This is a genomic window from Pantoea sp. R102 (genome assembly GCF_004916815.1).
GTDB classification, from domain to species: Bacteria; Pseudomonadota; Gammaproteobacteria; order Enterobacterales; family Enterobacteriaceae; genus Pantoea; species Pantoea dispersa.
Window position 1 is genome coordinate 17710 of sequence record NZ_SDFT01000018.1, and the last position, 26296, is coordinate 44005.

The 26296-nt window shown below is 57.8% G+C and carries 25 protein-coding genes; 13 read left to right on the forward strand and 12 right to left on the reverse strand.

All coding sequences use genetic code 11. The annotated features are described in order from the left end of the window. Window positions 1-169: 169 nt before the first annotated feature. From ERD80_RS02710 to ERD80_RS02725, 4 genes are all read left to right on the forward strand, one after another. Window positions 170-901 carry a YoaK family protein gene (locus tag ERD80_RS02710; RefSeq protein ID WP_058758557.1) on the forward strand — a complete coding sequence of 244 codons (732 nt, stop codon included), beginning with the start codon at window positions 170-172 and terminating at the stop codon, window positions 899-901. A 146-nt stretch (window positions 902-1047) separates the two neighbouring features. Further along, on the forward strand, window positions 1048-1602 hold the full coding sequence (locus tag ERD80_RS02715; protein ID WP_136545673.1) for a hypothetical protein: 555 nt from the start codon (window positions 1048-1050) through the stop codon (window positions 1600-1602). Further along, a complete protein-coding gene (locus ERD80_RS02720; protein ID WP_058769802.1) occupies window positions 1577-2494 on the forward strand; it encodes a nucleotidyl transferase AbiEii/AbiGii toxin family protein in 918 nt (305 codons plus the stop codon). Before ERD80_RS02715 ends, ERD80_RS02720 begins: the two co-directional genes overlap by 26 nt. 181 nt (window positions 2495-2675) lie before the next feature. After that, the gene (locus ERD80_RS02725; protein ID WP_058758650.1) at window positions 2676-3191 is read left to right on the forward strand and encodes a phenolic acid decarboxylase; all 516 of its coding nucleotides are present in this window, start codon (window positions 2676-2678) and stop codon (window positions 3189-3191) included. Between the two features lie 784 nt (window positions 3192-3975). Here ERD80_RS02725 and ERD80_RS02730 read toward each other — a convergent pair. Next, on the reverse strand, window positions 3976-4419 hold the full coding sequence (locus tag ERD80_RS02730; RefSeq protein WP_136545674.1) for an NUDIX domain-containing protein: 444 nt from the start codon (window positions 4417-4419) through the stop codon (window positions 3976-3978). A 324-nt stretch (window positions 4420-4743) separates the two neighbouring features. Between ERD80_RS02730 and ERD80_RS02735 the strand changes: the two genes are divergently transcribed. After that, complete coding sequence (locus tag ERD80_RS02735; RefSeq protein ID WP_136545675.1) at window positions 4744-5499, forward strand: SDR family NAD(P)-dependent oxidoreductase; 756 nt, start codon at window positions 4744-4746, stop codon at window positions 5497-5499. Between the two features lie 40 nt (window positions 5500-5539). Here the strand turns inward: ERD80_RS02735 and ERD80_RS02740 are convergent, their stop codons facing one another. Then, window positions 5540-6373, reverse strand: coding sequence for a LysR family transcriptional regulator (locus tag ERD80_RS02740; protein WP_136545676.1), 834 nt, complete (start codon window positions 6371-6373; stop codon window positions 5540-5542). Between the two features lie 109 nt (window positions 6374-6482). Between ERD80_RS02740 and ERD80_RS02745 the strand changes: the two genes are divergently transcribed. Continuing rightward, window positions 6483-7217, forward strand: a complete 735-nt coding sequence (locus tag ERD80_RS02745) for an SDR family oxidoreductase (RefSeq protein WP_136545677.1) — start codon at window positions 6483-6485, stop codon at window positions 7215-7217. A gap of 3 nt (window positions 7218-7220) precedes the next feature. Here the strand turns inward: ERD80_RS02745 and yeiL are convergent, their stop codons facing one another. Beyond that, on the reverse strand, window positions 7221-7913 hold the full coding sequence (gene yeiL, locus ERD80_RS02750; RefSeq protein ID WP_058769863.1) for a transcriptional regulator YeiL: 693 nt from the start codon (window positions 7911-7913) through the stop codon (window positions 7221-7223). 136 nt (window positions 7914-8049) lie between these two features. Between yeiL and rihB the strand changes: the two genes are divergently transcribed. After that, a complete protein-coding gene (gene rihB, locus ERD80_RS02755; RefSeq protein ID WP_058769797.1) occupies window positions 8050-8982 on the forward strand; it encodes a ribosylpyrimidine nucleosidase in 933 nt (310 codons plus the stop codon). Window positions 8983-9065: 83 nt separating this feature from the next. Next, window positions 9066-10316, forward strand: a complete 1251-nt coding sequence (locus tag ERD80_RS02760; RefSeq protein ID WP_058774759.1) for a NupC/NupG family nucleoside CNT transporter — start codon at window positions 9066-9068, stop codon at window positions 10314-10316. Window positions 10317-10331: 15 nt separating this feature from the next. Here ERD80_RS02760 and ERD80_RS02765 read toward each other — a convergent pair whose 3' ends face one another. The 5 genes from ERD80_RS02765 to ERD80_RS02785 all read right to left on the reverse strand — a co-directional run bounded on the left by ERD80_RS02765 (window position 10332) and on the right by ERD80_RS02785 (window position 15612). Beyond that, window positions 10332-11195 carry a DeoR/GlpR family DNA-binding transcription regulator gene (locus ERD80_RS02765; protein ID WP_021506045.1) on the reverse strand — a complete coding sequence of 288 codons (864 nt, stop codon included), beginning with the start codon at window positions 11193-11195 and terminating at the stop codon, window positions 10332-10334. Between the two features lie 128 nt (window positions 11196-11323). Continuing rightward, complete coding sequence (locus tag ERD80_RS02770; protein WP_058758551.1) at window positions 11324-12271, reverse strand: D-ribose ABC transporter substrate-binding protein; 948 nt, start codon at window positions 12269-12271, stop codon at window positions 11324-11326. Between the two features lie 74 nt (window positions 12272-12345). Further along, complete coding sequence (locus ERD80_RS02775; protein WP_058758647.1) at window positions 12346-13401, reverse strand: ABC transporter permease; 1056 nt, start codon at window positions 13399-13401, stop codon at window positions 12346-12348. A gap of 22 nt (window positions 13402-13423) precedes the next feature. Beyond that, window positions 13424-14962, reverse strand: a complete 1539-nt coding sequence (locus ERD80_RS02780; RefSeq protein WP_058780568.1) for a sugar ABC transporter ATP-binding protein — start codon at window positions 14960-14962, stop codon at window positions 13424-13426. Beyond that, complete coding sequence (locus ERD80_RS02785; protein ID WP_136545678.1) at window positions 14959-15612, reverse strand: DUF2291 domain-containing protein; 654 nt, start codon at window positions 15610-15612, stop codon at window positions 14959-14961. Before ERD80_RS02785 ends, ERD80_RS02780 begins: the two co-directional genes overlap by 4 nt. A gap of 432 nt (window positions 15613-16044) precedes the next feature. On the opposite strand from ERD80_RS02785, the gene ERD80_RS02790 reads away from it, so the two are divergent. The 4 genes from ERD80_RS02790 (at window position 16045) to ERD80_RS02805 (ending at window position 21099) form a co-directional block, all read left to right on the forward strand. After that, window positions 16045-17601 carry an FGGY-family carbohydrate kinase gene (locus ERD80_RS02790; protein WP_136545679.1) on the forward strand — a complete coding sequence of 519 codons (1557 nt, stop codon included), beginning with the start codon at window positions 16045-16047 and terminating at the stop codon, window positions 17599-17601. A 3-nt stretch (window positions 17602-17604) separates the two neighbouring features. Further along, window positions 17605-19134, forward strand: coding sequence for a glycerol-3-phosphate dehydrogenase (locus ERD80_RS02795; RefSeq protein ID WP_059008817.1), 1530 nt, complete (start codon window positions 17605-17607; stop codon window positions 19132-19134). Window positions 19135-19144: 10 nt separating this feature from the next. After that, entirely contained in the window at window positions 19145-20080 is a 936-nt protein-coding gene (locus tag ERD80_RS02800; RefSeq protein ID WP_058780570.1) for a TIM barrel protein, read from the forward strand. Between the two features lie 62 nt (window positions 20081-20142). Beyond that, on the forward strand, window positions 20143-21099 hold the full coding sequence (locus ERD80_RS02805) for a sugar-binding transcriptional regulator (RefSeq protein ID WP_059008814.1): 957 nt from the start codon (window positions 20143-20145) through the stop codon (window positions 21097-21099). Window positions 21100-21105: 6 nt separating this feature from the next. On the opposite strand, the gene ERD80_RS02810 is transcribed toward ERD80_RS02805, so the two are convergent. From ERD80_RS02810 to ampC, 4 genes are all read right to left on the reverse strand, one after another. Further along, the gene (locus ERD80_RS02810) at window positions 21106-21846 is read right to left on the reverse strand and encodes a DNA-binding transcriptional regulator YciT (protein WP_136545680.1); all 741 of its coding nucleotides are present in this window, start codon (window positions 21844-21846) and stop codon (window positions 21106-21108) included. A gap of 41 nt (window positions 21847-21887) precedes the next feature. After that, window positions 21888-23150, reverse strand: a complete 1263-nt coding sequence (locus ERD80_RS02815; RefSeq protein WP_136545681.1) for a DUF1479 domain-containing protein — start codon at window positions 23148-23150, stop codon at window positions 21888-21890. Between the two features lie 234 nt (window positions 23151-23384). Beyond that, the gene (locus ERD80_RS02820; protein ID WP_248295815.1) at window positions 23385-23834 is read right to left on the reverse strand and encodes a GNAT family N-acetyltransferase; all 450 of its coding nucleotides are present in this window, start codon (window positions 23832-23834) and stop codon (window positions 23385-23387) included. After that, a complete protein-coding gene (gene ampC / locus ERD80_RS02825; RefSeq protein ID WP_136545682.1) occupies window positions 23831-24961 on the reverse strand; it encodes a class C beta-lactamase in 1131 nt (376 codons plus the stop codon). Before ampC ends, ERD80_RS02820 begins: the two co-directional genes overlap by 4 nt. A 184-nt stretch (window positions 24962-25145) precedes the next feature. On the opposite strand from ampC, the gene ERD80_RS02830 reads away from it, so the two are divergent. Beyond that, window positions 25146-26296, forward strand: a 1151-nt coding sequence (locus ERD80_RS02830) for a glycerol-3-phosphate dehydrogenase/oxidase (protein ID WP_136545683.1), incomplete at its 3' end; no start/stop codon positions are given.

The window sequence follows — 26296 nt, forward strand, 5'->3', positions numbered from 1 at the left end:
TCCGCTGACGTGGAAATGACAAAAAAATGACAGCGACACGATGTGGCAGCGGAGGATTTAAAAGTAATAAAAGCAGAGGATTAGCCGTGACTCGGAGCATAGCCGCTATGCTTGATAAGGATGAGACCCGACCAACCCGAGAATCTCTCAAAGGAGTGCTGAATAGATTATGCTGTTGCGCAAGAAGAAAATCCGCTCTCACAGCGAAGACCGCCTGCTGGCGTTAACGCTGGCCACCACGGCCGGTATCCTCAACGCCATGGCGTTTGGCGCATTTGGTTTTTTTCCTTCCCATATGACCGGCAATACCTCGCAAATTTCGGCAGAGGTGAATGGTTCTGACCTACACGATCTGCTGTTTCTGGCCGTGCTGATTTTTGCTTTTGTCTGCGGTGCCATGCTGGCGCGTTTGACGGTAGCTTACGGCCTGAAGCGGAATCTACGCACCGTTTACTGTCTGGTGCTGCTGGCCGAGGGTATTTTCCTGCTGCTGACCTCCCTGGTAGAAATCCTGTGGTATTCCGAACGAAACAACGGCGAAATTCTGGTTACGCTGAGTTTGCTGATGGGCATCCACAACTCAACCTCGACCCAGCTTTCTTCCGGTCGTGTTCGCTCCACGCACGTGACCGGCACACTGACCGACGCCGGCATCGCGTTAGGCTCCTGGCTGCGCGCATCCTTCAGTCAAAGCGAGGCCGCCGATCGCGATGGCCATCGAACCGTGCTTTTTACTCATCTTGTTACGATCTTCTCATTTCTTTCCGGCTGCGTTGTCGGTTATCTGCTGTTCAGGCACCTTGGATTTGAAGCGATGGCGGGGTTGGGCATTGTGCTGGCGCTGATCGCCGTCGGTGGCATCGCCAGAACCCTGCATTTAACCGGCATGCGATTTTGGTAACACCGACGAAGATTTGTCCGATTTGAAGCAGGTGGATTAAGTGCACATAAATACCACTTTTTGCTGGTGTTCATGTGCACTTGAAAGTGCAGAGCTAATCATGTACACATGAATACTCTATAAATGTGGTTTTCCCGTAGACTTATATGAACAAAATGACGGCAATCGAGCGGCTTAACGCGTTTGACAGGCAGGGGCGCTATGTCTTTGCTGTGCGTGATTTAGCCAAAGTCTTTTATGACGACAGTGACAAGGCTTTCAATGCTGGCCTGAACCGTCTGGTGAAGGACGGCATCCTGCAGCGCGCCAGCCGTGGCGTCTATGTTTACGCCTATGCGAGAAGTAAAAACGCTTACACGCTGGAAAGAATCGTCCAGACGTTGCGCAGAGGAGAATACAGTTACCTGAGCCTGGAATCGGCGTTATCGGCTTACGGTGTAATTTCACAAATCCCGATGGGGCGTCTTACCGTTATGACCACGGGCCGTTCTGAAGAACACATTACGCCTTATGGCGTGATCGAATTCACGCATACCAAACGATCGCCTGAACAAATTTTGCAGGACACCATTTTGGGCGAGTCACCTTTGCGCCTGGCAACCAAAAAAGCCGCACTGCGCGATTTACGTCGGGTGGGACGTAATACGCATCTGATTGATGAGGCGGAAACGAACGATGAATCAGAAAGTCAGTTTCACTGAACTGGTCGCTAAGGCCATGGCTTCAGCGCAACTCGAGGGTATGCGTAACGTAGTGGAAAAAGAGCTTTTACACTACGACATCCTTTACTGTCTGGATAAAGCGGGTCTGCTGCAAAATCTGACGTTCCAGGGCGGTACCTCTTTGCGGCTATGTTATGACGGCAATCGGTTTAGCGAGGATCTGGATTTCGCCGGCGGCATCAACTTTTCCGGTGCAGATTTAAAAAACATGAAGGTCTGTATCGAAGACTATCTCGGCACGCGTTACGGTTTAGAAGTTACGGTCAAAGAGCCGGCAGAACTTCGCCGCCAGCCCGGCTATGAAGAGATTAGGGTCGATAAATGGCAGGTCTCCGTGACGACAGCACCCGAAAAACGCGATATGCCTAAGCAACCCATCAAAGTCGAAGTTGCTAATATTCCCGCTTACAGTCGCAAACCGTTGCCGCTGAGCCGCAATTATCCGGTGTTGCCGGATGGCTACAGCGATACGCTGGTGATGTGTGAAAGTCTCGACGAAATCATGAGTGATAAGCTTATTTCTCTGGTTGCGACCACCAAATATCTTCGTTATCGCGATGTCTGGGATTTACCGTGGCTGATGCAGCAAGGCGCTGCGTATGATGTGGGCTGGATTCGGCAAAAAATCGAGGATTACCGGATTCCTGACTATGAAAAGTTATTAAAACAACGACTGGCTGGTATCGAAAACATCGTCAAAGACGGACGTTTTTACAATGAAATGCGCCGTTTTATACCCCAGCAGGTATTTGCCAGAACGCTGGGACGTGCAGAATTTACCGATTACATCGCCGAACGTTTGACCTCGCTGTTGCAAAGATTGCAGCGAGATTTAGCAGGAAAACGACCAGATGACGCCTTCAGAATGTAACAACCACAGCTGGCCCGGAGTGCAGAGGAGATAAAAGAGCAGGGGACGGGTGCTGTCAAGCCGGCTGCACGCTCAGGAAGCGGATTTTTTTGTTAATTTGCCGTCTGGTTTTCTCACAGACGCTATAACTTACTATTCCTGCTTCAACAAACTGCTGATGAGGTGAACAATGGATAACACCATGATAACGGATGAATTTTCCAAAGATTTGTCTGCGTTTGTCGGGACGCATTTCGTTTATACCTATGATAATGGCTGGAAATATGAGTGGTACGCGCGCAACGCGACAACCTGTGATTATCGTATCCATCAGGGATTGGTTGGTGGCCGTTGGGTGACCAATCAAAGCATGAATGCGGTGCAGTTCGCACCGGGCATTTATAAAGTCGACTGGCACGAGCCGACCGGCACCTGCGTCAGTCTGCTGTTTGATATTAACCGCAAGGTGATTCACGGCACCATCTTTTTCCCGCAGTGGATTGCCGGCGAAGGACAGCATCCGGAAAAAACCATCTGCTATCAGAATGAATTTATCGAAGATATGCATCGTTTCCGTGATGAAGGGCCAGCGTATCCGTACGTAGTGATTCCTGAGTTTGCCAAAGTGACCTACATGAAGAATGAAGGTCCGGATAATGATGCCGTAATCAACATGCCGCCGGGACAAATGCCGGAAGATTATTTTAAAGATAAATGAGGGTGGCAATCCGCTGACGGCGCCGGGTTCGGTCGCCATGAATGGCGACCCTGCGATTGTGCAGTGCGGAGTGGCATTGCAGGGTTCGCATTGATGCGCACCAGAGTTACTCGTGAGTGGTATCCAGCAAACAGACCGATCGCGCTACGTGAAATCTGACAAAAGCGCTGAGGGATAACCGGGAAGTTTTCGCGTAGCGTTGTCATGCTGGATGAGCTAAAGACATGGAAAGCCACCGGGCGAAGCTAACCGGGTATTCAGTTGTAGGGTGCGCATTGATGCGCACCAGGATATCGCCATGGTGTCGCGTGATTCGTTGTCATTGTGGATGAGCGAAAGAGATAGCTGAAGCTAGCCGGGCAGTCTGTTGTAGGGTGCGCATTGATGCGCACCAGGATATCGCCGTGGTGTCCATCAAACAGACCGGTGGGATAGGTGGAATGCGTTGTGGGCCTGGTAAGAGGCGTGAAGGGCGAAACGAAGGATTGCGCTACCTGACGGGATACCATATTTAACATAATATACATTATGCGCCATTTGATTACAGGGGCAAAGCTGACCTGATCGCTGTGAGCTAAGCTGACCAGGCCGCTTAGGCTACCTGCTGAAAATCCTGAAATACCTGTATAAATTCTGCAAACATTGCCGTGAGTTCATGCTTCAAACTTTGCTTCCCTGAGCGTGTGTCGGCTCCACTGAACATACTCTGATCACCTGCAATAAGATTCCATTTGAAAGCGGCAATGATAGATTCATACGCTCAACGCTATGACACGTCGCGTAATTAATCCGGCAATGCGCAGAGATCAGCAATATTTGTTGGATAAACGACGTCGCGAGTGTTTCGCAGCTCAGTAAGATCCCACCAGTGATAACTATCAATGACTGACTTTTCATTTTCAGTCCAACCACTGGTACGGATATCTTCATCTCCAACTTTAATTAAATAAAATCGTTCATTTGCCAAAACCACCTCACCGCTGGGAAGCGTCATTTCAAAAATGCGCTCAGTTAACGGCTGACCCACATCATCGACATAAAAGCCTGTTTCTTCTCTGAGCTCTCTGATAGCTGCCTGTTCAAAAGTCTCTCCCGGATCAACGCCTCCGCCGGGTGTGGCCCAGTATTCTCTGCCTGACAGGGCATTATTTTTATGCTTAAACCAGAATAATAAAACCTGATTAAGAGGATTTATAATAAGCAAACGAGCCGAATCGCGGGTGCGCACTTTATAATTCCTTTATGATTTTTAATACAAATCAGCATAACTGATCATGGTCAGAAAACGAAACGCCACAGGCTGTAGGAACAGGACGACAGGATAGACATCCCTCCCCGGCTCGCTATATAGTAAGCGCGCATCTCACTTCTGACTTGCCGTAGGCGTTACCGTCATCCAACGCGCCCTGAACCGGAATGGGCCTCTGCGCAGAGGAAAACCGGAACAGCGCCACGGCATCATTCACTCTTCATACGCATCCTGTCTCACCGGGATCGATTGCAGTGCGTCACTGCGCGTGGCCTTTCATTCTTTGACTGATAAGGCACCACCATGAAACTGACCAACAACACCCTGCTCATCACCGGCGCTACCAGCGGTATTGGCCGTCGTCTGGCCGAGGCTTTTCACGATCGCGGTAACCGCGTCATTATCACTGGCAGACGTCAGGCGCTGCTCGATGAAATCACCGCCCAGCGTCCGGCCATTACCGGCTTTGCTCTGGACGTTAACGACGCCACCGCCCTCGCCCGCTGTTCCGCGGCGATTCACGCGCAGTTCCCGCATATCAACGTGCTAATCGCCAACGCCGGTATCTCGCAACCGGAAACGGTGACAGCGGACGAATGGACCAGTGATATTGCTGAGCAAATCGTGATGACCAACATCCTCGGTGTGATTCGCGTCACCGCCGCGTTTTTGCCGCTGCTGCGCCGTCAGCCGCAGGCCACGCTGATGGCAACCAGTTCCGCGCTGGCCTTCATGCCGCTGGCCAGTTTTCCCACCTACTGCGCCAGCAAAGCCTTTCTGCATTCCTGGCTGGTTTCGCTGCGTCATCAGCTGCGTAATACCCCGGTTGAGGTGCTGGAAATGCTGCCGCCATATCTACAGACGGCGCTGACCGGTGATCACCAGCTCAGCGATCCCCGTGCCATGCCGCTGGAAGACTATATCGCGCAGATTCTGCAGATGCTGGAAAATGGTCCGGTCGCGCGCGGCGAACTGCTGCTGGAGCGCGACTATACGCGGCGCTGGGCCGAACGCGACGGCAATTTTGACGCCATATTTGACATGATGAACCCGCGCTAATCTGCTTTGAACCGGTGCGCCCGGCAGCGTACCGGATCTATCACGAAGTACGCAAAGGCGCGCCCTGGCTGAAGTGCGCCAGCAGCCGTTCTACCGCCGGATTGGCCTGCGCCTGAACCGCATAGCAAATGCCGACACGCCGCATCAGCGGCTGACCGGGTAAAGCGCGCCAGGCCAGGCGATGCCGCGCGGCAACCAGCGGCGCCGGCGCAATGGTGACGCCAAAGCCGGCTTCCGCCAGATCCAGCGCCAGCGCGTAGCTGCCGGCGTTGGCCGCTGCCGCACCCGCACCGTAAAAAGGCAGCAGCCGCTGATGTGACTCATCAGTCGGCACCATCACCCACGGCAGCGGATGCAACTGGTCATGGGTCAGCGTTTCCAGCTGATTTAGCGCATGACTGGCGGGATACGCCAGCACGTAATGCTCTTCAAACAGCGGCATAAACAGCTCGTCTTCGCAGCGCAGGCTTTCACACGCCATCCGGATATCGCCCACGCAGCCGGGCTCGACGCTAAGCAGCACCGTGGGAAAATGTTGCCGGATGGCCGTCAGCAGTTGCGCCAGCTGGGCGGGGGCGACATCCCCTTCAACGCCAATCTTCAACGGCAGACAATCCGACGGCTGCCGAAAGCGTGTCACCAGCGCCTGCATATCGCTGAGCATCTTGCGCGCCTGCGGATAAAGGACGCGAGCGTCCTCCGTGACCTCCACGCCGCGCGGCCTGCGGATAAAAAGCGTGGTGGCCAGCTCCTCTTCCAGCAGTTTGATCGTGGCCGAGAGCGCGGGCTGCGTCAGATTGAGTAACTGTGCGGCGCGCGTGATGTTGCGCTCCTCAAACACGCAGATAAAAGCTTTTAGCTGTCGCTTATCCATAGAAAATAATTATATCGGCGAAAGAAATAAACCATTTTTCACTAATTTCTGCGCGATTTAAAGTGCACGCCTCAGCTTCGCCATTAATTTTATCTATGAGGAAGTCATTATGACCCAGAATGTTAAACCTTTAATCGTCATCACCGGTGCCAGCTCCGGTATCGGTCTTGCCACGGCAAAGCTGCTTTCGGCGCGTGGACATGCCCTGCTGCTGCTGGCTCGCCGTATCGATCGTATGACGGCACTGAACCTGCCCAATACCCTGTGCCGCGCGGTTGATGTGACCGATCGCCACGCATTTACCGCCGCAGTGCAGGATGCTGAGCAGCAGTTTGGCCCGGTCGATGCGCTGATTAACAATGCGGGCGTGATGCTGCTCGGCGCGATTGAACAACAGGATGCCGGCGAATGGGATAAGATGTTCGACGTCAACGTGAAAGGCCTGCTCAATGGCGTGCAGGCGGTCACCGCAGGCATGATTGACCGTAAAAGTGGCACGATCATTAATATCAGCTCAGTGGCCGGACGGAAGACGTTTCCTAATCACGCAGTGTATGTTGGCACTAAATTCGCTGTACATGGCATGTCAGAGAACCTGCGCGAAGAGCTGTCGCCGCACAATGTACGCGTGATCGTCATCGCACCCGGCGCTGTTGAAACTGAACTGTTGAGCCACACCACCAGCGAAGCAATTAAGGACAGTTATCACGCGTGGAAAGCCGAAATGGGCGGCAAGGTGCTCAGCGCAGACGATGTGGCCAGCGCCATCGATTACGCCTATTCACAGTTGCAGTCGGTCTGCGTGCGGGAAATCGTGCTGGCGGCCACCCGCCAGGGCGCATAAACCTCAGTGACCCGGCAGCGCTGCGCCGGGTTCCATCTCTTCGGCTAAGGCCGTCAGCGCCGCGCGGTTACCGATCGCATAACCCCCCTGCTGCTTACGCAGCACCCCTTCTGCGCTGAACTGCGCAAACACATACAGCAGGTGGCGATAGGTCACGCCAAGGTACTCCGCCACCTGCGTATGCTTCTCTTTATATACACCATCATGCTGGGTCAGCAGGATAAAGGCCGCCAGTCGGTTAACCAGTGGAAACGCCTGATTGCGCGTTGAGGTGACAATATTGCGGTAATTCTTTTTCACCAGGCCGAGACAGGCGTGGCGCAGGAACTGCGCATCATTTAACAACAGCGTGCGGCAGGTTTTCACCGGCAGCGCCAGGCACCAGCAGGCTTCAATCGCCTGCACCGCGCGTGAAGCATGCGTTTCATCCAGCACTTCAATCTCGCCAATAAAACAGGGCGCATTAAAGAAATCCACCAGCGAAATACGGCCATTGGCCAGCGTGACATACAGTTTGGTGCGACCGCGCGCCAGATAAAACATATACGCCGGCAGAGAACCCTCGCGCACAATATAGTCTCCGGCAAGAATATGAAATAAATGTGTGTGCGGGATCACATCGGCTGAAAATTTATCGCAATAGCCGGACGCCATTATTAACTGCTGCTTCAGCGCGTCATTATTTATTTCTTTCATCATTCGATGTCCACTATGAGATTTCTCATACTCTGGCGTGTCACGCCGCTGCTAAGGTGAAGGCCTCTACCCTACCGAACCGGAAAATTTCTGCAATGAAATTAAGGTGATAAATAAAGAAGCTGAGGAGTAAACCATGACAGCACGTAAAATTATTCTGGACTGTGATCCCGGTCATGATGATGCCATCGCCATCATGCTGGCCGCGAAACATCCTTCGATTGAACTGCTCGGTATCAGTATCGTGGCGGGCAATCAAATTCTGGACAAAACGCTGGTCAACGGCCTGAACGTTTGCCAGATGCTGAATATTGACACGCCAGTTTATGCCGGCATGCCGCAGCCGATTATGCGCCAGCAGATCGTCGCCGATAATATTCACGGCGAAACCGGTCTTGACGGCCCGGTGTTCGGCCCGCTGACGCGTAAGGCGGAAACAAAGCACGCGGTGAACTTTATTATCGATACGCTGATGAACAGCGACGGGGATATCACGCTGGTGCCGGTCGGCCCGCTCACTAATATTGCAGTAGCGATGCGCATGCAGCCGAAAATCATTCCTAAAATCCGTGAAATTGTGCTGATGGGCGGCGCTTACGGCACCGGTAATTTTACCCCGTCGGCGGAGTTTAATATTTTTGCCGACCCGGAAGCCGCGCGCGTGGTATTTACCGCCGGCGCCCCGCTGGTGATGATGGGGCTCGACTTAACGCACCAGACGGTGTGCACGCCGGACATCATTACCCGCATGGAAAAGGCCGGCGGCCCGGCCGGAAAGCTGTTCAGCGACATGATGAATTTTACGCTGAAAACCCAGCACGATAATTACGGTCTGGCGGGCGGCCCGGTGCATGACGCCACCTGTGTCGCCTATCTAATCAATCCGGATGCCTTCAACGTTCAGCCGATGTTTGTCGAAATCGATGTCAACAGCGGTCCCTGCTATGGCCGCACGGTGTGTGATGCGCTGGGCGTGCTGGGGAAACCGGCAAACACCAAAGTGGGCATCACGCTGGATACCGCATGGTTCTGGGATTTAGTCGAAGACTGCGTGCGCAGGTACCGCTAATCATTTAACCCCACAATATGGGCAGAAAGTGGTCGCCCATACCGCTATGCAACCTCACCAGGCTGACATCAGGAAATATCATGATGGATATAATGAGAAGTGTTCTGGGTATGGTGGTATTACTGGCGATCGCGTTTCTGCTGTCAGTAAATAAAAAGCACATCAGTCTGCGCACCACCGGTGCCGCGTTACTGATTCAGATTGCCCTCGGCGGCGCGATCCTCTATTTGCCGCCGGGCAAATGGCTGGCGGAAAAAGTCGCCAGCGGCGTGCATCAGGCGCTGGCTTACAGTGATGCGGGCAGCGCGTTTCTGTTTGGCGCGCTGGCCGGACCGCAAATGGACAAGGTGTTTAACGGCGCCGGCTTTGTATTCGCTTTTCACGTTCTGCCGGCCATCATCTTTATCACCGCGCTGGTTAGCGTGCTCTACTATATTGGCGTGATGGGCGCCATCATTCGGCTGCTGGGCGGCATCTTTCAGCGCGCGCTCAACATCAGTAAGATCGAATCCTTCGTGGCGGTCACCACCATTTTCCTCGGGCAGAATGAGATCCCGGCCATCGTCAAACCCTTCGTCAACCGTCTCAATCGCAACGAACTGTTCACCGCCATCTGCAGCGGCATGGCTTCAATAGCCGGTTCCACTATGCTCGGCTATGCCGGGCTGGGGGTACCGATTGAATATCTGCTGGCCGCCTCGCTGATGGCCATTCCTGGCGGCATTCTGTTCGCCCGGCTGCTCAGTCCGGCAACGGAAGCATCGCAGGTGACTTTTACCAACCTGTCGTTTAGCGACACGCCGGCACGCAGCCTGATTGAAGCCGCCGCCAGCGGAGCGATTACCGGGATGAAAATAGCCGCCGGTCTGGCGACGGTGGTGATGGCGTTTGTCGGTATCATCGCGATGCTCAACGGCATACTTGGCGGCATCGGCGGCTGGTTTGGTCACGGCGACATCAGCCTGCAGGGAATACTCGGCTTCGCGCTGGCCCCGCTGGCGTGGCTGATGGGCGTGGCGTGGCACGATGCGGCGCTGGCGGGCAGTCTGATAGGTCAGAAACTGGTGGTGAACGAGTTTGTTGCCTACATCAGCTTTTCACCTTATCTGCATCAGACGGGCGCGCTCGACGGCAAAACCATCGCCATCGTCTCGTTCGCCCTGTGCGGCTTTGCTAACTTTGGTTCGATTGGCGTGGTGGTCGGCGCCTTTTCTGCCGTCGCACCAGAGCGCACCCCGGAAATCGCGCGGCTGGGCCTGCGCGCGCTGATCGCCGCAACGCTCTCCAATCTGATGAGCGCCACCATCGCCGGCTTCTTCATCGGCCTTGGCTAAGGCGCAAACCGGGCATTACGCCTCTGTGCGTCCCTGCCCGGTTTTCATCGGTGCCACCACCACATTCACCCCCAGCTCCTGCAGGCGACGTAGCACCGGCACCGGCGTGCCCTGATTGACGATCACCACATCAAACTCGCTCAGGTGGGCAAAGCGATGCAGCGCGCGCCGCTCAAACTTGGTGTTATCCATCATCAGGATGCGCTTCTGCGCCGCCTCGAACATCGCGCGCTTAGTCTCCACCGTCTCGGCCGACTGATGAAACACCGCATCATCGATAATCGCCGACATGCTGACAAAAAACACATCGGCGCGCAGGCTGGCGATTTCGTCACGCGTCATGCGCCCCATAAAGGCGTTACACCAGTGATGAAACTGGCCGCCGAGCCCCATCAAAGTGATATCGCGTCCGTTACGTAATTCATTCATTAACGTCAGCGAGTTGGTGATCACCGTGAGCGGCGCTTTGGCCGGCAGCAGCCGCGCCATCTGCAGCACGGTGGTGGAATCATCAAGAAACAGCGCCTGGCCGGGTTCAAGGTAGCCAGCGGCCACTTCGGCAATCGCCTGTTTCTCTTCCAGCTGGCGCGTGGCACGATAGAGATCGCTGGATTCCACCAGGCTGGTTGGTGTGGCAGAGACCACGCCGCGTGATTTATGCAGCAGCCCCCGCTCAACCATCTCATCAATATCGCGATGGGCGGTCATCAGGCTGATCCCGAAGCGCTCAGTAATATCTTCGATACGCACCGCGCCTTCGGCCATCACGGCTTCGGCTATGAGCTGGCGTCGTGCCAGCTGACGCGCCTGACGGCTGTCGCCCGGTAAGGTTTCATTCAGGAAGTGACCAGCGGAGGTCTCTTGCGGGTTATGCGCCATGTTTCGTCCGGAAAGTGAAGCGGAAATGCAGTTTCGGCTTTGATTACAGCGCGTAAACGTTTCTTTTGCAAATCAGGCGCGCAGCAGGCAACCGATGACGGCCAGAATGCCGCCATCGGTAATCTGACTTACTGCTTCAGGACAAACGGCGAAACGAAATCACCGGCGTTGTCTTTGGTGATCAGGATACAGTCAAACAGCTGCTTCTCCTGTGCTACCCCGGTTTTGCCGGTTTTGAGGAAGGTGTCCGCCTGCTCTACCGCCTTCTGCGCAAACTGCGCTACCGGCTGCATCACGGTATAGGCCAGCGTACCGGCTTTAACCGCGTCGACCGCATCCGGTGAACCGTCAAACCCACCCACTTTCACCTGACTGAGTTTGCCGGCTTCCTTCAGGGCGGCGATAGCACCCAGCGCCATCTCATCGTTACCGCTGATCACCCCTTTGATGTTCGGATTAGCCTGCAGCAGCGACTGCATTTTGTTAAAGCCCTGGGTGCGATCCCAGTTCGCCACTTCCTGGCCGACTTTCTTCAGCGTCGGGTACTGAGACAGCACGGTATCGAAACCGTTGGCGCGCGTGGCGGCGTTGTTATCCGACGGCGGTCCCACCAGCTCGACATAGCTGGCGCTGTCACCCACCTGCTTCACCCACTCCATCGCGCCTACTGCCGCGCCCTGAGCGTTATTCGACACCAACTGCGCTTTAGCCAGCCCGCTCTGGTTCAGTTCGGCATTGATCACGAACACCGGAATATTGGCGGCGATGGCTTTCTTTACCGAGCCAATCGAGCCGTCGGCGTTAGCCGGATCGAGAATGATCGCCTTCGATTTATTGGTGATCGCCGTATCAATCAGCTGGCTTTCGGTGTTGGTATCCCCTTTGTGCGCGCTGACTTTGGCACTGTAGCCCAGCTTCTCCGCCGCCTTCTGCGCGACCTGGCCCTCAGTCAGCCAGTAAGGGTTGGAGGGATCGTTGACGATGATGGTCATCAGGCCGTTGTTGGCCCAGCTGGGTAAGGCAAAGGTGGAGATGGCCATCGCGGCGGCGGCGATAAACAGACGTTTAGTGAACATAGGTGCTCCGTTATTATTAGGGTACAGGTTTGTTTTACGGTTACTCGCGCGCCAGCCGGCCAGCGCGCACAGGGTTAGCGACCGCGCCGGCCGTATTGCAGGGTGTTGAGCAATACCGCCAGCACAATCACGGCGCCAGTGAACACCGTCTGCCAGTAGGCAGAAACGCCGATAATCACCAGGCCATCAGAGAGAAAGCCAATCACGAACGCGCCCAGCAGCGTGCCGCGCACGTTACCGCGTCCTCCGGTCAGCGCCGCACCGCCAATCACTACCGCTGCAATGGCGGTCAGCTCGTAGGTGGTGCCCGCGGTCGGACCGGCGGAGGTCAGCTGCGAAGAGAGCACCAGCCCGGCCATCGCCGCACAGATACCCGACAGCACGTAGACGCTGATTTTGATGCGTTTCACCGGCACGCCGGAAAGATCGGCGGCGCGCTCGTTACCGCCCGAGGCATACAGCCAGCGGCCAAACGCCGAGCGACTCAACAGGAAACCGCAGGCCAGCGCCACTGCGCCGAGCACCAGCACGCCGACCGGGATGTTGAACAGGCGGTTAAAACCGAGCCAGTCGAAACCGGTATTGCCCAGCGCTTCGCTGCCGGATAGTTTGTTGTAGGTCAGACCGTTGGTGATCAGCAGCGCGATACCGCGCGCCACATACATGGTGCCGAGCGTGGCGACAAACGCCGGGACGCGAAAAATCGCAATCAGCACGCCGTTGACCAGCCCTACCAGCGCGCCCAGCACCAGCGTCAGAATTGCCACCGCCCACACTGGCAGATAGAGCACCACGCCAAGCGCTTCAAGGTTAATGCCCTGCATCATAAAGCCGGCCATCACGCCGGCCAGTCCCAGCGTCGAGCCGACTGACAAATCAATCCCGCCGTTAAGGATCACCAGCAGCATGCCGATCGCCGGCAAACCGAAGATGGCCACATGCGACGCCATGGTGAGGAAGTTCGCGCCGGTAAAGTAGTTGGGCGATAGCAGGGAGAAAGTGGCGATAATCACCAGCAGCGCGATAAAGGCACGCCCTTCCAGCAGCAGCCGCGCCAGGTTGAGGCGCTTGCCGCTGGCCGGTTTCGCCACACGCGGTGCGCTATCCAGCGTTTGGGTTCTGTCAGTCATACCGTTTGCTCCGTTTTTCATGTCATGCCACCAGAGACTCGCCCGAAGCGGCCATAATGCGTTCTTTACTCACGCTGGCGTCGAAGATGGCCGAGATGCGCCCTTTGCTCATCACCACGATGCGGTGCGCGATACTCAGGCACTCGCCCACTTCTGAGGTGGTGTAAACCACCGCCAGCCCTTTGCTGGCATTCTCCGCCAGCAGACGAAACACCTCGGCTTTGGCACCGATATCGATGCCGCGGCTCGGTTCATCCAGCAGAATCACTTTGGGTCGGGTGGCGAGCATTTTGCCAATCACCACCTTTTGCTGATTGCCGCCGGACAGGGAACCGATAGCCGCCTCACCGCCGGCAGTCTTGACCGTCACGTTACGAATGCTGTCACTAATCAGCTGTTTCTCCCGTCGCGTTGACAGCACCAGCCCGCGCACAAACTCGCTGATGCTGGCCAGCGACAGGTTTTCGCCCACCGTCATGGTCTGCACCAGCCCGTCGCGCTGGCGATCCTCCGGCACCAGCGCCAGCCCCATTTTGATGCGCTGCGACAGCGACAGCGCGGAGATCTCGGTATCCTGCAGCAGGATGTGCCCGCTGCTCTGCTTCAGCCGTCCGGCGAGACACTCCAGCAGCTCGGTGCGCCCCGCGCCCATCAGGCCATAAATGCAGACAATCTCGCCGGCCTGCACCGTCAGCGACAGCTGATCCACCAGCCGGATGCCGGTTTTGCTTTTTACGGTTAACGCCTGCACCGTCAGCGCGTCACCGCCGAAGGCATAGCCGCCGGGCGGTGAACCGAGGTCGAAGTGCTCTCCCACCATGTTGCGCACGATCCATTCGAGGTCGATCTCGTCGCGCCGGGCGTAGGCGGTCATCACGCCGTCACGCAGCACCACTGCGCGATCGGTGATCTCCAGAGCTTCCTCCAGATGGTGTGAGATATACACAATCGCCACGCCCTGACTGGTCAGATCGCGAATGACCTGAAACAGCACCGCCACTTCCGCTGCGCTAAGCGCCGAGGTCGGTTCATCCATGATCAGGATTTGTGAATTCACCGACAGCGCGCGGGCGATTTCCACAATCTGCTGCTGCCCGAGACGCAGGTTCTCCACCGGCGTCAGCGGATCAATATCCTCCTCCAGCGCCGCCATCAGATGGCGGGTCAGCCGCGCCTCTTCGGCGTAATCCACCCCGCCGGGCCGCATGATTTCCCGCCCCATAAAAATGTTGTCGCGCACGTTCATGTTGGGCGCGAGATTCAGCTCCTGATGAATAATCGAGATACCACAGTCGCGCGCCTCGGTGGCCGAACGGAACACCTTTGCTTCGCCGTTTAACAGAATTTCCCCGGATGTTGGCGTAATCACGCCAGAAAGAATTTTCATCAGCGTCGATTTACCGGCGCCGTTTTCACCAAACAGCGTGGTAACTTCGCCGCGGCGGATTTCAAAATTGACGCCTTTCAGCGCATGGGTGGAGCCATATACTTTGCTGACGTTGCGCGCCTGCAGAATCACTTCTCCTTTCAGCAGCGCCGGATTGACGTTGAACGGTTTCATTGCACCTCCACGCGCACCGGCGTAATCAGCCAGTTGGTCGGACTGAGCAGGCGGAACACGCCGACCACCTGCACGGTTTTGCCCGGCAGCGCCTCGCGGTCCAGTTTCTCCAGCACCGCCGCTTTCATGGCACGGTTAATCGCCGCCCCGGCGTTCTGGTATTCGATCTGATTAGTAAAATCACCAAACTGAATTTTGCCGCTGGCATCACGCAAATCGGTGCCGGTGATCGCCGGGCCGGTTTGCAACCGCAGCTGCGTGCCCGCCGGCAGACCGGCGACCTGTAACGGGAAAACACCCATTTGCCCCGGCTGCACCACGCCCTGCAGTTTGACCGGCAGCACCGGCAGCGGCGAGCCGACACCGTATCTGGCCACCGCCTGCTGCCGATCGCTGTTCAGTGCGGCCGCCAGCGTGGCGGCATCCACCGCGCGCGCTTCGACATCCTGCTGGATGCCGGGAAAGGTTTTCTGCCCGTAGCTGTCTGCGGAGAAGCCCTGCTGACGCGCGTCGTCTGCCGAACCGATGCGCACCACTTTGGTATCCAGCGCCATGGCAGCCACCAGCGCCACGATCACCACACCGCTGAACGTGTAGCGCCGCCGACGTTTGCGTGCCAGCTGCTGCGTTAAGATTGAGACCTCGGACATAACGTGACCTCTCAGGATGCACAGCGACGATGTTCATCGCCCTGCAATGTTATAAATGTGATAACTTGTGTGATGAGAATTGTGCTGTTGTGACTAAATTGTCAACAGGTGGCGCGCAATTTTTCGCACAGCGCGATCTGGATCGCTTATTTGCCTGCAATCACCCCAAATCCGTTTAAAAACCCCTTTAATACAATCATTAAAAACCTTTCACAGTGTCCAGGTGCATCCGCAATCCCTGCTGATTTTGTGATCGAACTCGCCATCCGGTGTGAAATTTATTCTTTTTTTAGAAAAATAATACATCAGATATGTTATCTCCATGAGAAGTGGTGTAAGACAGTATTTAGCAAAATCATCACAGCTCATTAACAAGGCTGCGGATAAACCAAACAGGGGTTCCCGCACCGGGAGCAGCGAACGGAGGTGTATGTGGAGAGTGGCGATATCATTCTGGGTCTGGATTCCGGCACCTCGGTGGTTAAAGCGGTGGCGTTTGATCTGGAAGGTAACCAGCTGGCGTGCGCGTCGGCGCGCAATCGCTATTACCGCAGCGCAGGCGGTGCCGCCCAGCAGTCAATGACGCAAACCTGGCAGGATGCGGTCAGTGCGATTCACAAGCTCGGCAATCGGGTGGAGAATCTGGCGGCGCGCGTGGTGGCCGTAGCGGTGACCGCCCAGGGCGACGGCAGCTGGCTGGTCGGTGTTGATAATCAGCCGGTGGATGATGCGTGGATCTGGCTGGATGCCCGCGCCGCCGCCACGGTGGAAAAACTCAATCAGCAGCCGCTGGCCGCCGCACGCTTTCAGGCCACCGGTACCGGTCTTAACACCTGCCAGCAGGGTGCGCAGCTGGCGCACATGGACCAGCACTATCCCGAACTGCTGGCGCGCGCCGAAGTGGCGCTGCACTGCAAGGACTGGCTCTATCTCAATCTGACCGGCGTGCGCGCCACCGACCCGTCTGAAGCCAGCTTTACCTTTGGCAACTATCGCCACCAGCGCTACGACGATACGGTGATTGACGCGCTGGGGCTTAACCACCGGCGCCACCTGCTGCCGGAGATTATCGACGGCACGCAAATCACCCATGGCCTGACCGCTGACGCCGCCCGGCAAACCGGCCTGCTGGCTGGCACGCCGGTGTGTCTCGGCTATGTCGATATGGCGATGACCGCGCTCGGTGCCGGGGTGCACACCGGTGAAGCCAATACCGCCTGTTCGATTGTCGGCTCAACCGGCGTGCATCTGCGCAGCGTCACCATTGACGAGGTATGGCTCAACCCGGCGCAAACCGGCTACGTGATCCCGCTGCCGTGGCCAGGTTATGTCACTCAGGTACAAACCAACATGGCCTCCACGCTCAATCTCGACTGGTTGCTGAACGTGGCCAGCGATCTGCTGAGCAGCTTTGGCTGTGAAACCGATCATGCGCGGCTGGTGCAGCAGATCGATCGCTGGCTCAACGACGCGCAGCCAGGCACCCTGCTGTTCCATCCTTACATTTCGCTGGCCGGTGAACGCGGACCGTTCGTCAACGCCGACGCGCGCGCCAGTTTCACCGGCCTCAACTACCAGCACAACTTTGGCGACCTGGTGCGCGGCGTGATTGAAGGCATCGGCATGGCAGCTCGCGACTGTTATCAGGCGATGGGCGCCACGCTGCCGGGAGAAATTCGCCTTACCGGCGGTGCGGTGCGATCGCAGCCGCTCAGACAAATCCTTGCTGCCTGCATCGGCGCGCCGGTGCGCATCAGCCAGCGTGAGGAAGCCGGCGCAGCGGGTGCGGCCATGATGGCGGCGGTGGCGATTGGCGCGTATCCGGACATGGCGCACTGTGTTGAACGCTGGGTGCGCCCGCTGCTGGACGACGCCGAAGCGCCGTCGCCTGCGCTGATGCAGCGCTACCAGCAGCTGTTCCCTCAATATCAGCAGATCCGCCGCGATCTTCCTGCCGCCTGGCAGGCATTAAACAGTTTTAAGGAGTAACGCATGAGTGACAACACGTTGGATCTGTTTGTGATCGGCGGTGGCATTAACGGTGCCGGTATCGCGCGCGATGCCGCCGGGCGCGGGCTGTCGGTGATGATGTGTGAAAAAGACGATCTTGCCGCAGGCACCTCCTCACGCTCCGGTAAACTGGTGCACGGCGGCCTGCGCTATCTGGAGTACTACGAATTCCGCCTGGTGCGCGAGGCGCTGATTGAACGCGAGGTGCTGCTGAACGCGGCGCCGCACATTATCTGGCCGATGCGCTTTGTGCTGCCGCACAGCCCGTCCGATCGCCCGGCGTGGCTGGTGCGGCTGGGGCTGTTTCTGTATGACCACCTTGGCGGACGCAAAAAACTGCCGGGCACGCGCGTGCTCGATCTGACGCGCGATCCTGAAGGCGCACCGCTGCTGGACAGCTACCAGAAAGGCTTTGAGTACTCCGATTGCTGGGTGGACGATGCCCGGCTGGTGACACTCAATGCGCTGGATGCCGCCGAGCGCGGCGCCACCATTCTGCCGCGCACCCGCTGCGTGGCAGCACAGCGTCTGCCGGGCAAATGGCAGATTACCCTGCAGGATCAGGCCAGCGGCGCGCAGCGCACGGTGTTCGCCCGTGCGCTGGTGAATGCCGCCGGGCCGTGGGTGCTGGATATCGTCAATCAGGTTAGCCACACGCAAAGCCAGCGCAGCGTGCGGCTGGTGAAAGGCTCGCACCTCATCGTGCCGAAATTCTGGGAGGGCCAGCAGGCCTATCTGGTGCAAAACACCGACAAGCGGGTGATTTTTATCAATCCTTATGAGGGTGATAAAGCGTTAATCGGCACCACCGACATTCCCTGGCAGGGCAAAGCGGAAGATGTCAGTGCGGATGATAGTGAGCAGCAGTACCTGATCGACGTGGTGAATCGCTACTTCAAGGTTAAGCTGCGCGCCAGCGATGTGATTACCCGCTTCTCCGGCGTACGGCCGCTGTTTGACGACGGTAAAGGCAATCCCTCGGCGGTGACGCGGGATTATGTGTTCGACCTCGATAATCAACAGGATGCCCCGCTGCTGCACGTGTTCGGCGGCAAAATTACCACGTTCCGCAAGCTGGCCGAGCATGCGCTGCAGCAGCTGGCGCCGTTTTTCCCCAACATGGGCGCGGACTGGACGCGCAGCGCCACGCTGCCGGGCGGCGAGATCGCCAATGCCGATTTTGACAGCTTCCTGGAGGAGATCAAAACGCGCTGGCCGTGGCTGCCGCAGCCGCTGCGCAAGCACTATGCGCGACTGTACGGTGCGCGTATGAGCACGCTGCTGGGCACCGCCAGTTCGCTGAGCGATCTCGGTGAGCATTTTGGCGGCCAGCTGTACGAGGCCGAGGTGCGTTATCTGGTGCAGTACGAATGGGCGCAGCAGCCGGAAGACATTCTCTGGCGTCGCACCAAACATCAGCTGCACCTCAGCGCTGCACAGCGCACCGCGTTCAGCCAGTGGTTCGAACAGACTTTCCACCCTGCCGCGCCGCTGCGCGCCCACGCTGGCTGAGAGGTGCCGCATGCCATTAACGCTTTCGCTGAATACCAATCCGCTGGTGAACCGCTTCGCCGATCCCGGCGATTTAATTCACACCGTGGCGCAGCAGATCCGCATCCGCGATCTGCAGCTGACGCATGAATTTATCAATCCCGGCTGGCCCGCTGCCACCCTCACCCACATGACGCGCCGCATGCAGCAGGCGCTGCGTGCCACCGGCGTGCGCGTCACCTCCGGCATGACCGGGCCGTATGGCCGCCTCAACCATTTTGGTCATCCGGATGCGGCGGTACGTCGCTACTACATTGACTGGTTCAAGACCTTTGCCGACATCACCGCGGAACTGGGCGGCGTCGCGGTGGGCTCGCAGTTTGCCATCTTCACCCAGCGGGATTTTAACGATGCAGCGCGGCGTGAAGCGCTGATTGCCATCGCCATTGACTGCTGGGCGGAAGTGGCGGAACACGCCAAAGCGGCCGGTCTGCGTTACCTGTTCTGGGAACCGATGAGCGTCGGACGCGAATTTGGCGAAACCATTCCCGCCTGTATGGCGCTGCAACAGCGGCTGAGCGCGGCACAGTTTGCCCTGCCAATGTGGATGATGGCGGATATCGATCATGGCGATGTCACCTCTGACGATCCGCGTGACTACGATCCTTACGCGTGGGCTGAAGCGGTGCCGCGCGTTTCGCCCATCATCCATATAAAGCAGAGCATGATGGATAAAGGCGGGCACAGGCCCTTTACATTGCAGTACAATGCCGGCGGTCGCATTCAGCCGCAGCCGCTGCTCGAGGCGCTGGCGCGCGGCGGCGCGCAGGATAACGAGATTTGCCTCGAGCTAAGCTTCAAAGAGCGCGAACCCACCGACAGCAATGTGGTGGCGGAGATTGCCGAAAGCGTGGCGTTCTGGGCCGACCATATTGATACCGGGGTGCAGGATTTGCATCTCGCGTGAGCATGCCGTGCTGAGGGCTTTCGTCAGCCCGCAGCATCCCTCAACCTGACAGGGACAATCCGATGAAATCCGCACCGACTTCCGCTGAACGCGATGACTCCCTTGCCCTGCGCGCGGCCTGGCTGCACTATGTCGGCGGCCTGACGCAGGCTGAAGTGGCCAAACGGCTCGGCCTGCCGTCGGTGAAAACCCATCGGCTGATTGCGCGCATGGTGGCCGAAGGCGCGGTGAAAGTCACCATCGACGGCGCGATTGTCGCCTGCGTGACGCTGGAAGAGCAGTTGCGCAGCCGCTACGGCCTGAACTTTTGTCAGGTGGCACCCGATCTCGGTGAAGAAGGCCTGCCGGTGCGCGCGCTGGGCATGGCCGGTGCCGACTATTTGCGTAATCTGCTGGCCTCCACGCCGGCAATCACGCTGGGTCTCGGCCATGGCCGGACGCTGTCGGCAGCGATTCACCAGCTGGCACGTATCGACGCGCCGCACCTGCGCTTTGTCTCCCTGCTCGGCTGTCTGACGCGCAACTACGCGCTCAATCCGCATGACGTGATGCATCGCATCGCCGAAAAAACCGGTGCGCAGGCCTACATGATGCCGGTACCGTTTTTTGCCAACACCGAAGAGGATCGCGATGTGCTGCTGGCGCAGCGTGGTGTCAGCGAAGTATTTAGCATGGCCGCGCACAGTGAAGTGAAGCTGGTGGGCATTGGCACCGTGGAACCAGCCGCCCAGCTGGTGGAAGCCGGGATGATCGATGCAGCCGAGATCCGCGCCCTGTCGGAAGCCGGTGCGGTGGGCGAACTGCTGGGGCACTTTTTCGCTGCCGACGGGCAGATGATTCACAACTCGCTGACGGCACGCACGCTGTCGGTGCCGCTGGATCTGGCGCAGCGCGCAGAGATCGTGGCGCTGACCGGCGGACCGAGCAAAGTGGCGGCGATCCGCGCGGTGCTGGCCAGCGGACTCGTCACCGGTTTGATCACCGACGAGCTGACCGCGCAGGCGCTACTCAGCGCATGAATCAGGTTAAACCAGACTGAGCTGCAGCGACTGCGCACGCAGCTGCTGCTGCCAGCCTGCGGCGAGTTCCGCGTCGGTGATCACCTGCTTAAACGGCTGTAGCGGCGCCAGCGCATAGGGATGAATCTGACCAAATTTGGAGGAGTCGGTGAGCGCGACGGTGTGCGTCGGTTTTTCCATGATGGCGTTCACCACATCGCAGCGCAGCATGTCGCGGCTGGTGAAACCGGTCGCCTCATCCCAGCCGTCAATGCCAATAAACGCCTTATGGAAGTTGAGGTGCTGAATGCACAGCCGCGTTAACGGCCCGACTACCGACTCACTGCTTTTCTGAAACAGCCCGCCGAGGATAATCACATCGCCGCCCTGCTCACGCAGCAGTCCGGCGATGTAATGGCTGACGGTGATGATGGTGATGTCCTGCCGATGGCTGAGCTCTCGCGCCAGCAGCGCATTGGTGCTGCCGCCTTCAATAAACACCGTTTCGCCGGGGTTAACCAGCCCGGCGGCGTACTCCGCCAGGCGTTTTTTCACCGCAAAGCGGGTTTGCATGCGCGCGCCTACGTCATCACTTTCCGGTACCACGGCGGAACCGTGCACGCGGCGCAGAAAGCCGCCCTTCTCCAGCAGGTTCAAATCCTGACGCACCGTCACCTCCGAAACGCCGGTGGTTTGCGCCAGTTCATTGACGCTGACGCTGCCGCGCTCGCTGACCAGTTGAATAATGTGCTGATGACGTGCGTTCATAGAGCCTGCTGTAAAAAAGTTTTTGCCCAGCTTAGCAGAAATCACGCTAATCCCAGACTGCGCCGGCCGTTTTCATTCAGATCCTGCGGCGTAAAACGGCCGCGCCAGCTGGCTTCGTAATCCTCTTTGGGGAAATCGCCCGGCGAGACACCGGTCGCCAGCGCCTGCGCCACCTGCTGCGCATAGTCGGCGTTTTTATCGCACATCGGCGCGGCAGGAATGTACATCACGTTGCCCCAGCCCTGCTGATTTTCTACCGGTGCCACCGCATGAATCACATCGCAGTGCCACCACACCGAATCGCCCGCCTGCAGCGCCGGGATCGAACACAGGCCGGCAATTAATTCCGGATGCCAGCGCTCCGATACCGGCAGCACTTTGCCCGGCGCCACGCCGCACAGTTCCTCTTCCGGCACATCCTTCAGTAACGGACGCAGCAGCAGATAAGCCATGGCTTCCGGCACCGGCACCACGTGCAGCAGTCCCTGACCGGGCTGCATATCAGAGAGTGCGGTCCAGCCCTGGAAAGTGCGGAACACCGAACATTTGGTGGTGGTGCCAGACTGATACTCCTGCACGGCCGTGCGGTGCGCCGCATCCCACGGATCGTACTGATCGAACTGGTTAGAAAAGATCTTGCTGAACACCTGCTGATAGGCCGGCAACAGCCAGCGCTCCAGCGCGCCGGAATCGGTGTGCGCGCCCAGCCCTTTTGAGGTGGTACCCGGCAGCCGGCGCCGGATGCGATCCGGATAGATGATGCTCACGTCCGGATCAAACCAGCGCGTACCGGCGGATTCGAATTTCCACAGGCGATTGAGGAACGCCTGGGTTTGCGCCATGGCCTCGCTCTGGCGGGCTGACATCTGCGCATCGCTCCAGTAAATGGGGTAGATCTCCGGCCGCGAGGCGTCGAGGTTGCCAAAGAAGTTGTCACCCGGCCCCTGATAGACGCGGTCAAAATCATTGTCGTCGAGGTAGTTGAGCATGTCAGCATCCCACGCCAGCGCCTGCTCGCGGCTAAAGGTTTGCTTCACCACCACGCAGCCGCGGCGGCGGATATGATCTTTGGTCTGTTCGCTGATGCGACCGGCGGCCAGATCCGCGAAGCTGACCTGCGGCCACGCCGTTCCGTGCTGCTTCTCTTCGGCGCGCGCGGCTGCGATTTCACTGACAATCTTACTTCTGACCTGCTCAAACAGGCCTTCGACATCGCCAATCTGTGCTCTGAGCGCCTGCTTCATCAGGCGCACATGCTGTTTAAAATCGTTGGGTTGTTGTTCTGAGGTAAAAGTGGTGTTCATCTCGCACTCCGTCTGTTTACGCTTTAGTTTCATTCGAAACACATCACATATTCATTCATAACATCGAGCGAACAAAAAGACAGCACGCAGGCAGAAAATAGCGAACATGATCACAGTTATTTATCTGTGGGGTTTTCGTTTGAAAGTATCCAGGGAGCGACACGATGGGATGAATAACGCAAGCGCGCCTTGATCCGGCACGCGGGGGCCGTCCTCCATGACAGCCCGGGAAAATTATGGCTGATCGAATAAATGACGGTACTGCACAAAGTCGGTTTGTTGCGCCAGCCGATCGTACAGCGCCCGGGCGTGGCTATTAGACGCCTGCGTCAGCCAGTAAACGCGCGAACAGCCGAGTTTCTCCGCCTGTTCATAGACCGCCAGAATCAGCGCCTTGCTGGCACCCAGACCGCGCGCGGCTTCGCTGACGTAGAGGTCCTGCAAATAGCAGTAGTCGCCCTGAGTCCAGGTTGAGCGATGGGTAAGAAAATGCACCAGCCCGACCATCGCGCCGTCCTGCTCGGCCACCAGACAGTGCATGGGTTCCGCGCGGGACAGCAAGCGGCGAAAGCTCTCGCCGGTGGTGTTATCGTCAATGGTAGTCTGATAAAAGCGCTGATAGCCCTGCCACAGCGCCAGCCACGGCATAAAGTCTTCTGCGCGCAGCGCTCTGATGGTGATCATTCGCCCTTCCCGATGTTGCTGATGATTTTTTCCGCAGCCACCACCCGATCGTCATTCGGGAACCACTTATTTGCCAGCATAATCAGCGCAACCCGCTGCGACGGAATAAAGACCGCGTAGGTGGCGAATCCGTTGGTGGAGCCGGTTTTGTTGTACCACGCCTGCTGCGGCGCAGCCTGCGGCGGCGTAATCCGCGTGGCTTTCATGCCCTTCATGATGCGCGCGCCGCTGTTGCCGTCCACCAGCTGCTGCGTGGTCACCGGCAGCGGGTAATATTCCCACATCATCGCCTGAGTAAAAGCGGCCTCGGTGTGGTAATAGCCCTGATGCGTCGCGGCCACCGCCTGTTGCCATGCGGGCGCGACTGGCTGCTGCTGCAGCTGAATGGCCAGCCAGCGAATCAGATCGGCAGAGGTGGATTTCAGGCCATAGGATTCCGCATCCAGCGGGCCTGGCGTGACCCGCACCGGGCGATCCTGCTTGTTATAACCCTGGGCGTAGCGCCCCATCTGTGATGCAGGTACCTGCACATAGCTGTGCGTCATGCCCATCGCCGGCAGCAGCTGCTTTTCCATCGCGCTGATGAACGGCTGATGCAGACTTTTAGCCGCAATCATGCCGAGCATACCGATACCGAGGTTGGAATAAACCCGCACCGTGCCCGGCTGGGCCTCTGGCTGCCACTGTTTGTACCAGCGCATCAGCTCGCGGGTATTGGTCACGTCATCCGGTACGAACAGCGGCGTGCCGCTGGTGTGCGTCGCCAGATTCAGCAGCGAGACGCGATCAAAAGCGCTGCCTTTCAGTTCCGGCAGCCACTGGCTGGCCGCGTCGCTGAATTTCAGTTTGTTCTGCTGCGCCGCATAGCTGGCTAAGGTGGCGGTAAACGTTTTACTCAGCGAGCCAATTTCAAACAGCGTCTGCTCGTTGATCGGCTGTCCGCTCTCTTTCGATGCCACGCCGTAGTTATAAAATTCGGTTTTGCCGTCGTGCAGAATCGCCACCGCCATACCGGGGATCTGATACTGCTGCATCAGCGGTTTGATGATGCTGTCTGGTGATGTCGTTGCCAGCGCACTGCCGCTGACCAGCAGCGCGAGTGCGCTTAATCGAGCCCATGAAAACATGAAAATTCCTTTTCCTGCAGGTTAACCATGATGTCTGACCGGCAGTATATCGTTACCCCTGCCAGGCTTCCCGACAATTCTCATTGGTAGTGAACAAAATCACATCCTGTATGACCTGATTTGCCGTTTGCTGCGCCCGCTCCTATACCTTTGACAAGTAAGCGTTCATCGCAAGGAGCTGACAATGGAACAGGTTTTGACCCGCGAACAACGGCTTAGCCGCCTGCGCGCGCGCAGTTCGCTGCCGGTGCTGATCGTCGGCGGCGGCATCAACGGCATCAGTACTTTTCGTGAGCTGGCATTACAGGGCATTCCTGCGGTGCTGGTGGAGAAAGGTGACTGGTGCCAGGCGGCCAGCGGCGCGCTGTCGCGCATGATCCACGGCGGCCTGCGCTATCTGGAGACCGGCGAGTTTGGCCTGGTGAAGGAGTCGGTGATGGAGCGCGATCGCCTGCTGAAAAACGCCGCGCACTATGTGTTTCCGCTGCGCACCACCGTACCGATCGATAATCTCGGCGGTGGACTGGTTAACGCCACGCGACGTTTCCTGCGCCTGAGTGATAAGCCCACCCGGCGCGGCGCGCTGCTGATCAAAACCGGTCTGAGCCTGTACGACCTCTACACGCGACAGTACGGCGCTATGCCGCGCCACCAGCTGCGTAACGAAGCCGCCACGCGCGATCGCTGGCCTGGCTTCGCGCCCTGGGTGAAATACAGCGCCAGCTACTACGATGCGTGGATCAGCGCGCCGGAGCGACTCGGGTTTGAGCTGATTGAAGATGCGGAACGCGCCTGCCCGGAGGCGCTGGCGCTCAATTATCTGCGGGTGGTCAGCGCCAGCGACGAGACGGTGCTGCTGGAAGATACGCTGAGCGGTAAGCGCTTTAGCCTGCAGCCGCACGTGCTGGTGAATGCCGGCGGCGCGTGGATCGACCAGCTGAATCAGCAGCTGGCCGTGCATTCGCAGCCGACCAGACTGATAGGCGGCACCAAAGGGTCGCATCTGATCCTCGATCATCCCCAGCTGTTACAGATGCTGGACGGTGAAATGGTCTATTTCGAAAATCAGGAAGGCCGGGTGTGCATTATGTTTCCCTGGTTCGGCAAAGTGCTGGTGGGCTCCACCGATATCCGCGTTGATGACCCTGAGGGCGTGGTGTGCGAAGCCGAAGAGCAGGCTTACATTCTTGAGTCGCTGCGCTTTGTATTTCCTGACATCGTGGTTCCAGCATCCGCGGTGGTTTATACCTTCTGCGGCGTGCGCCCGCTGCCGGCCAGCGAGGCTAAAGTGAATGGTCAGATTTCGCGTAACCATTCGCTGGTGCTGCTGCCGCC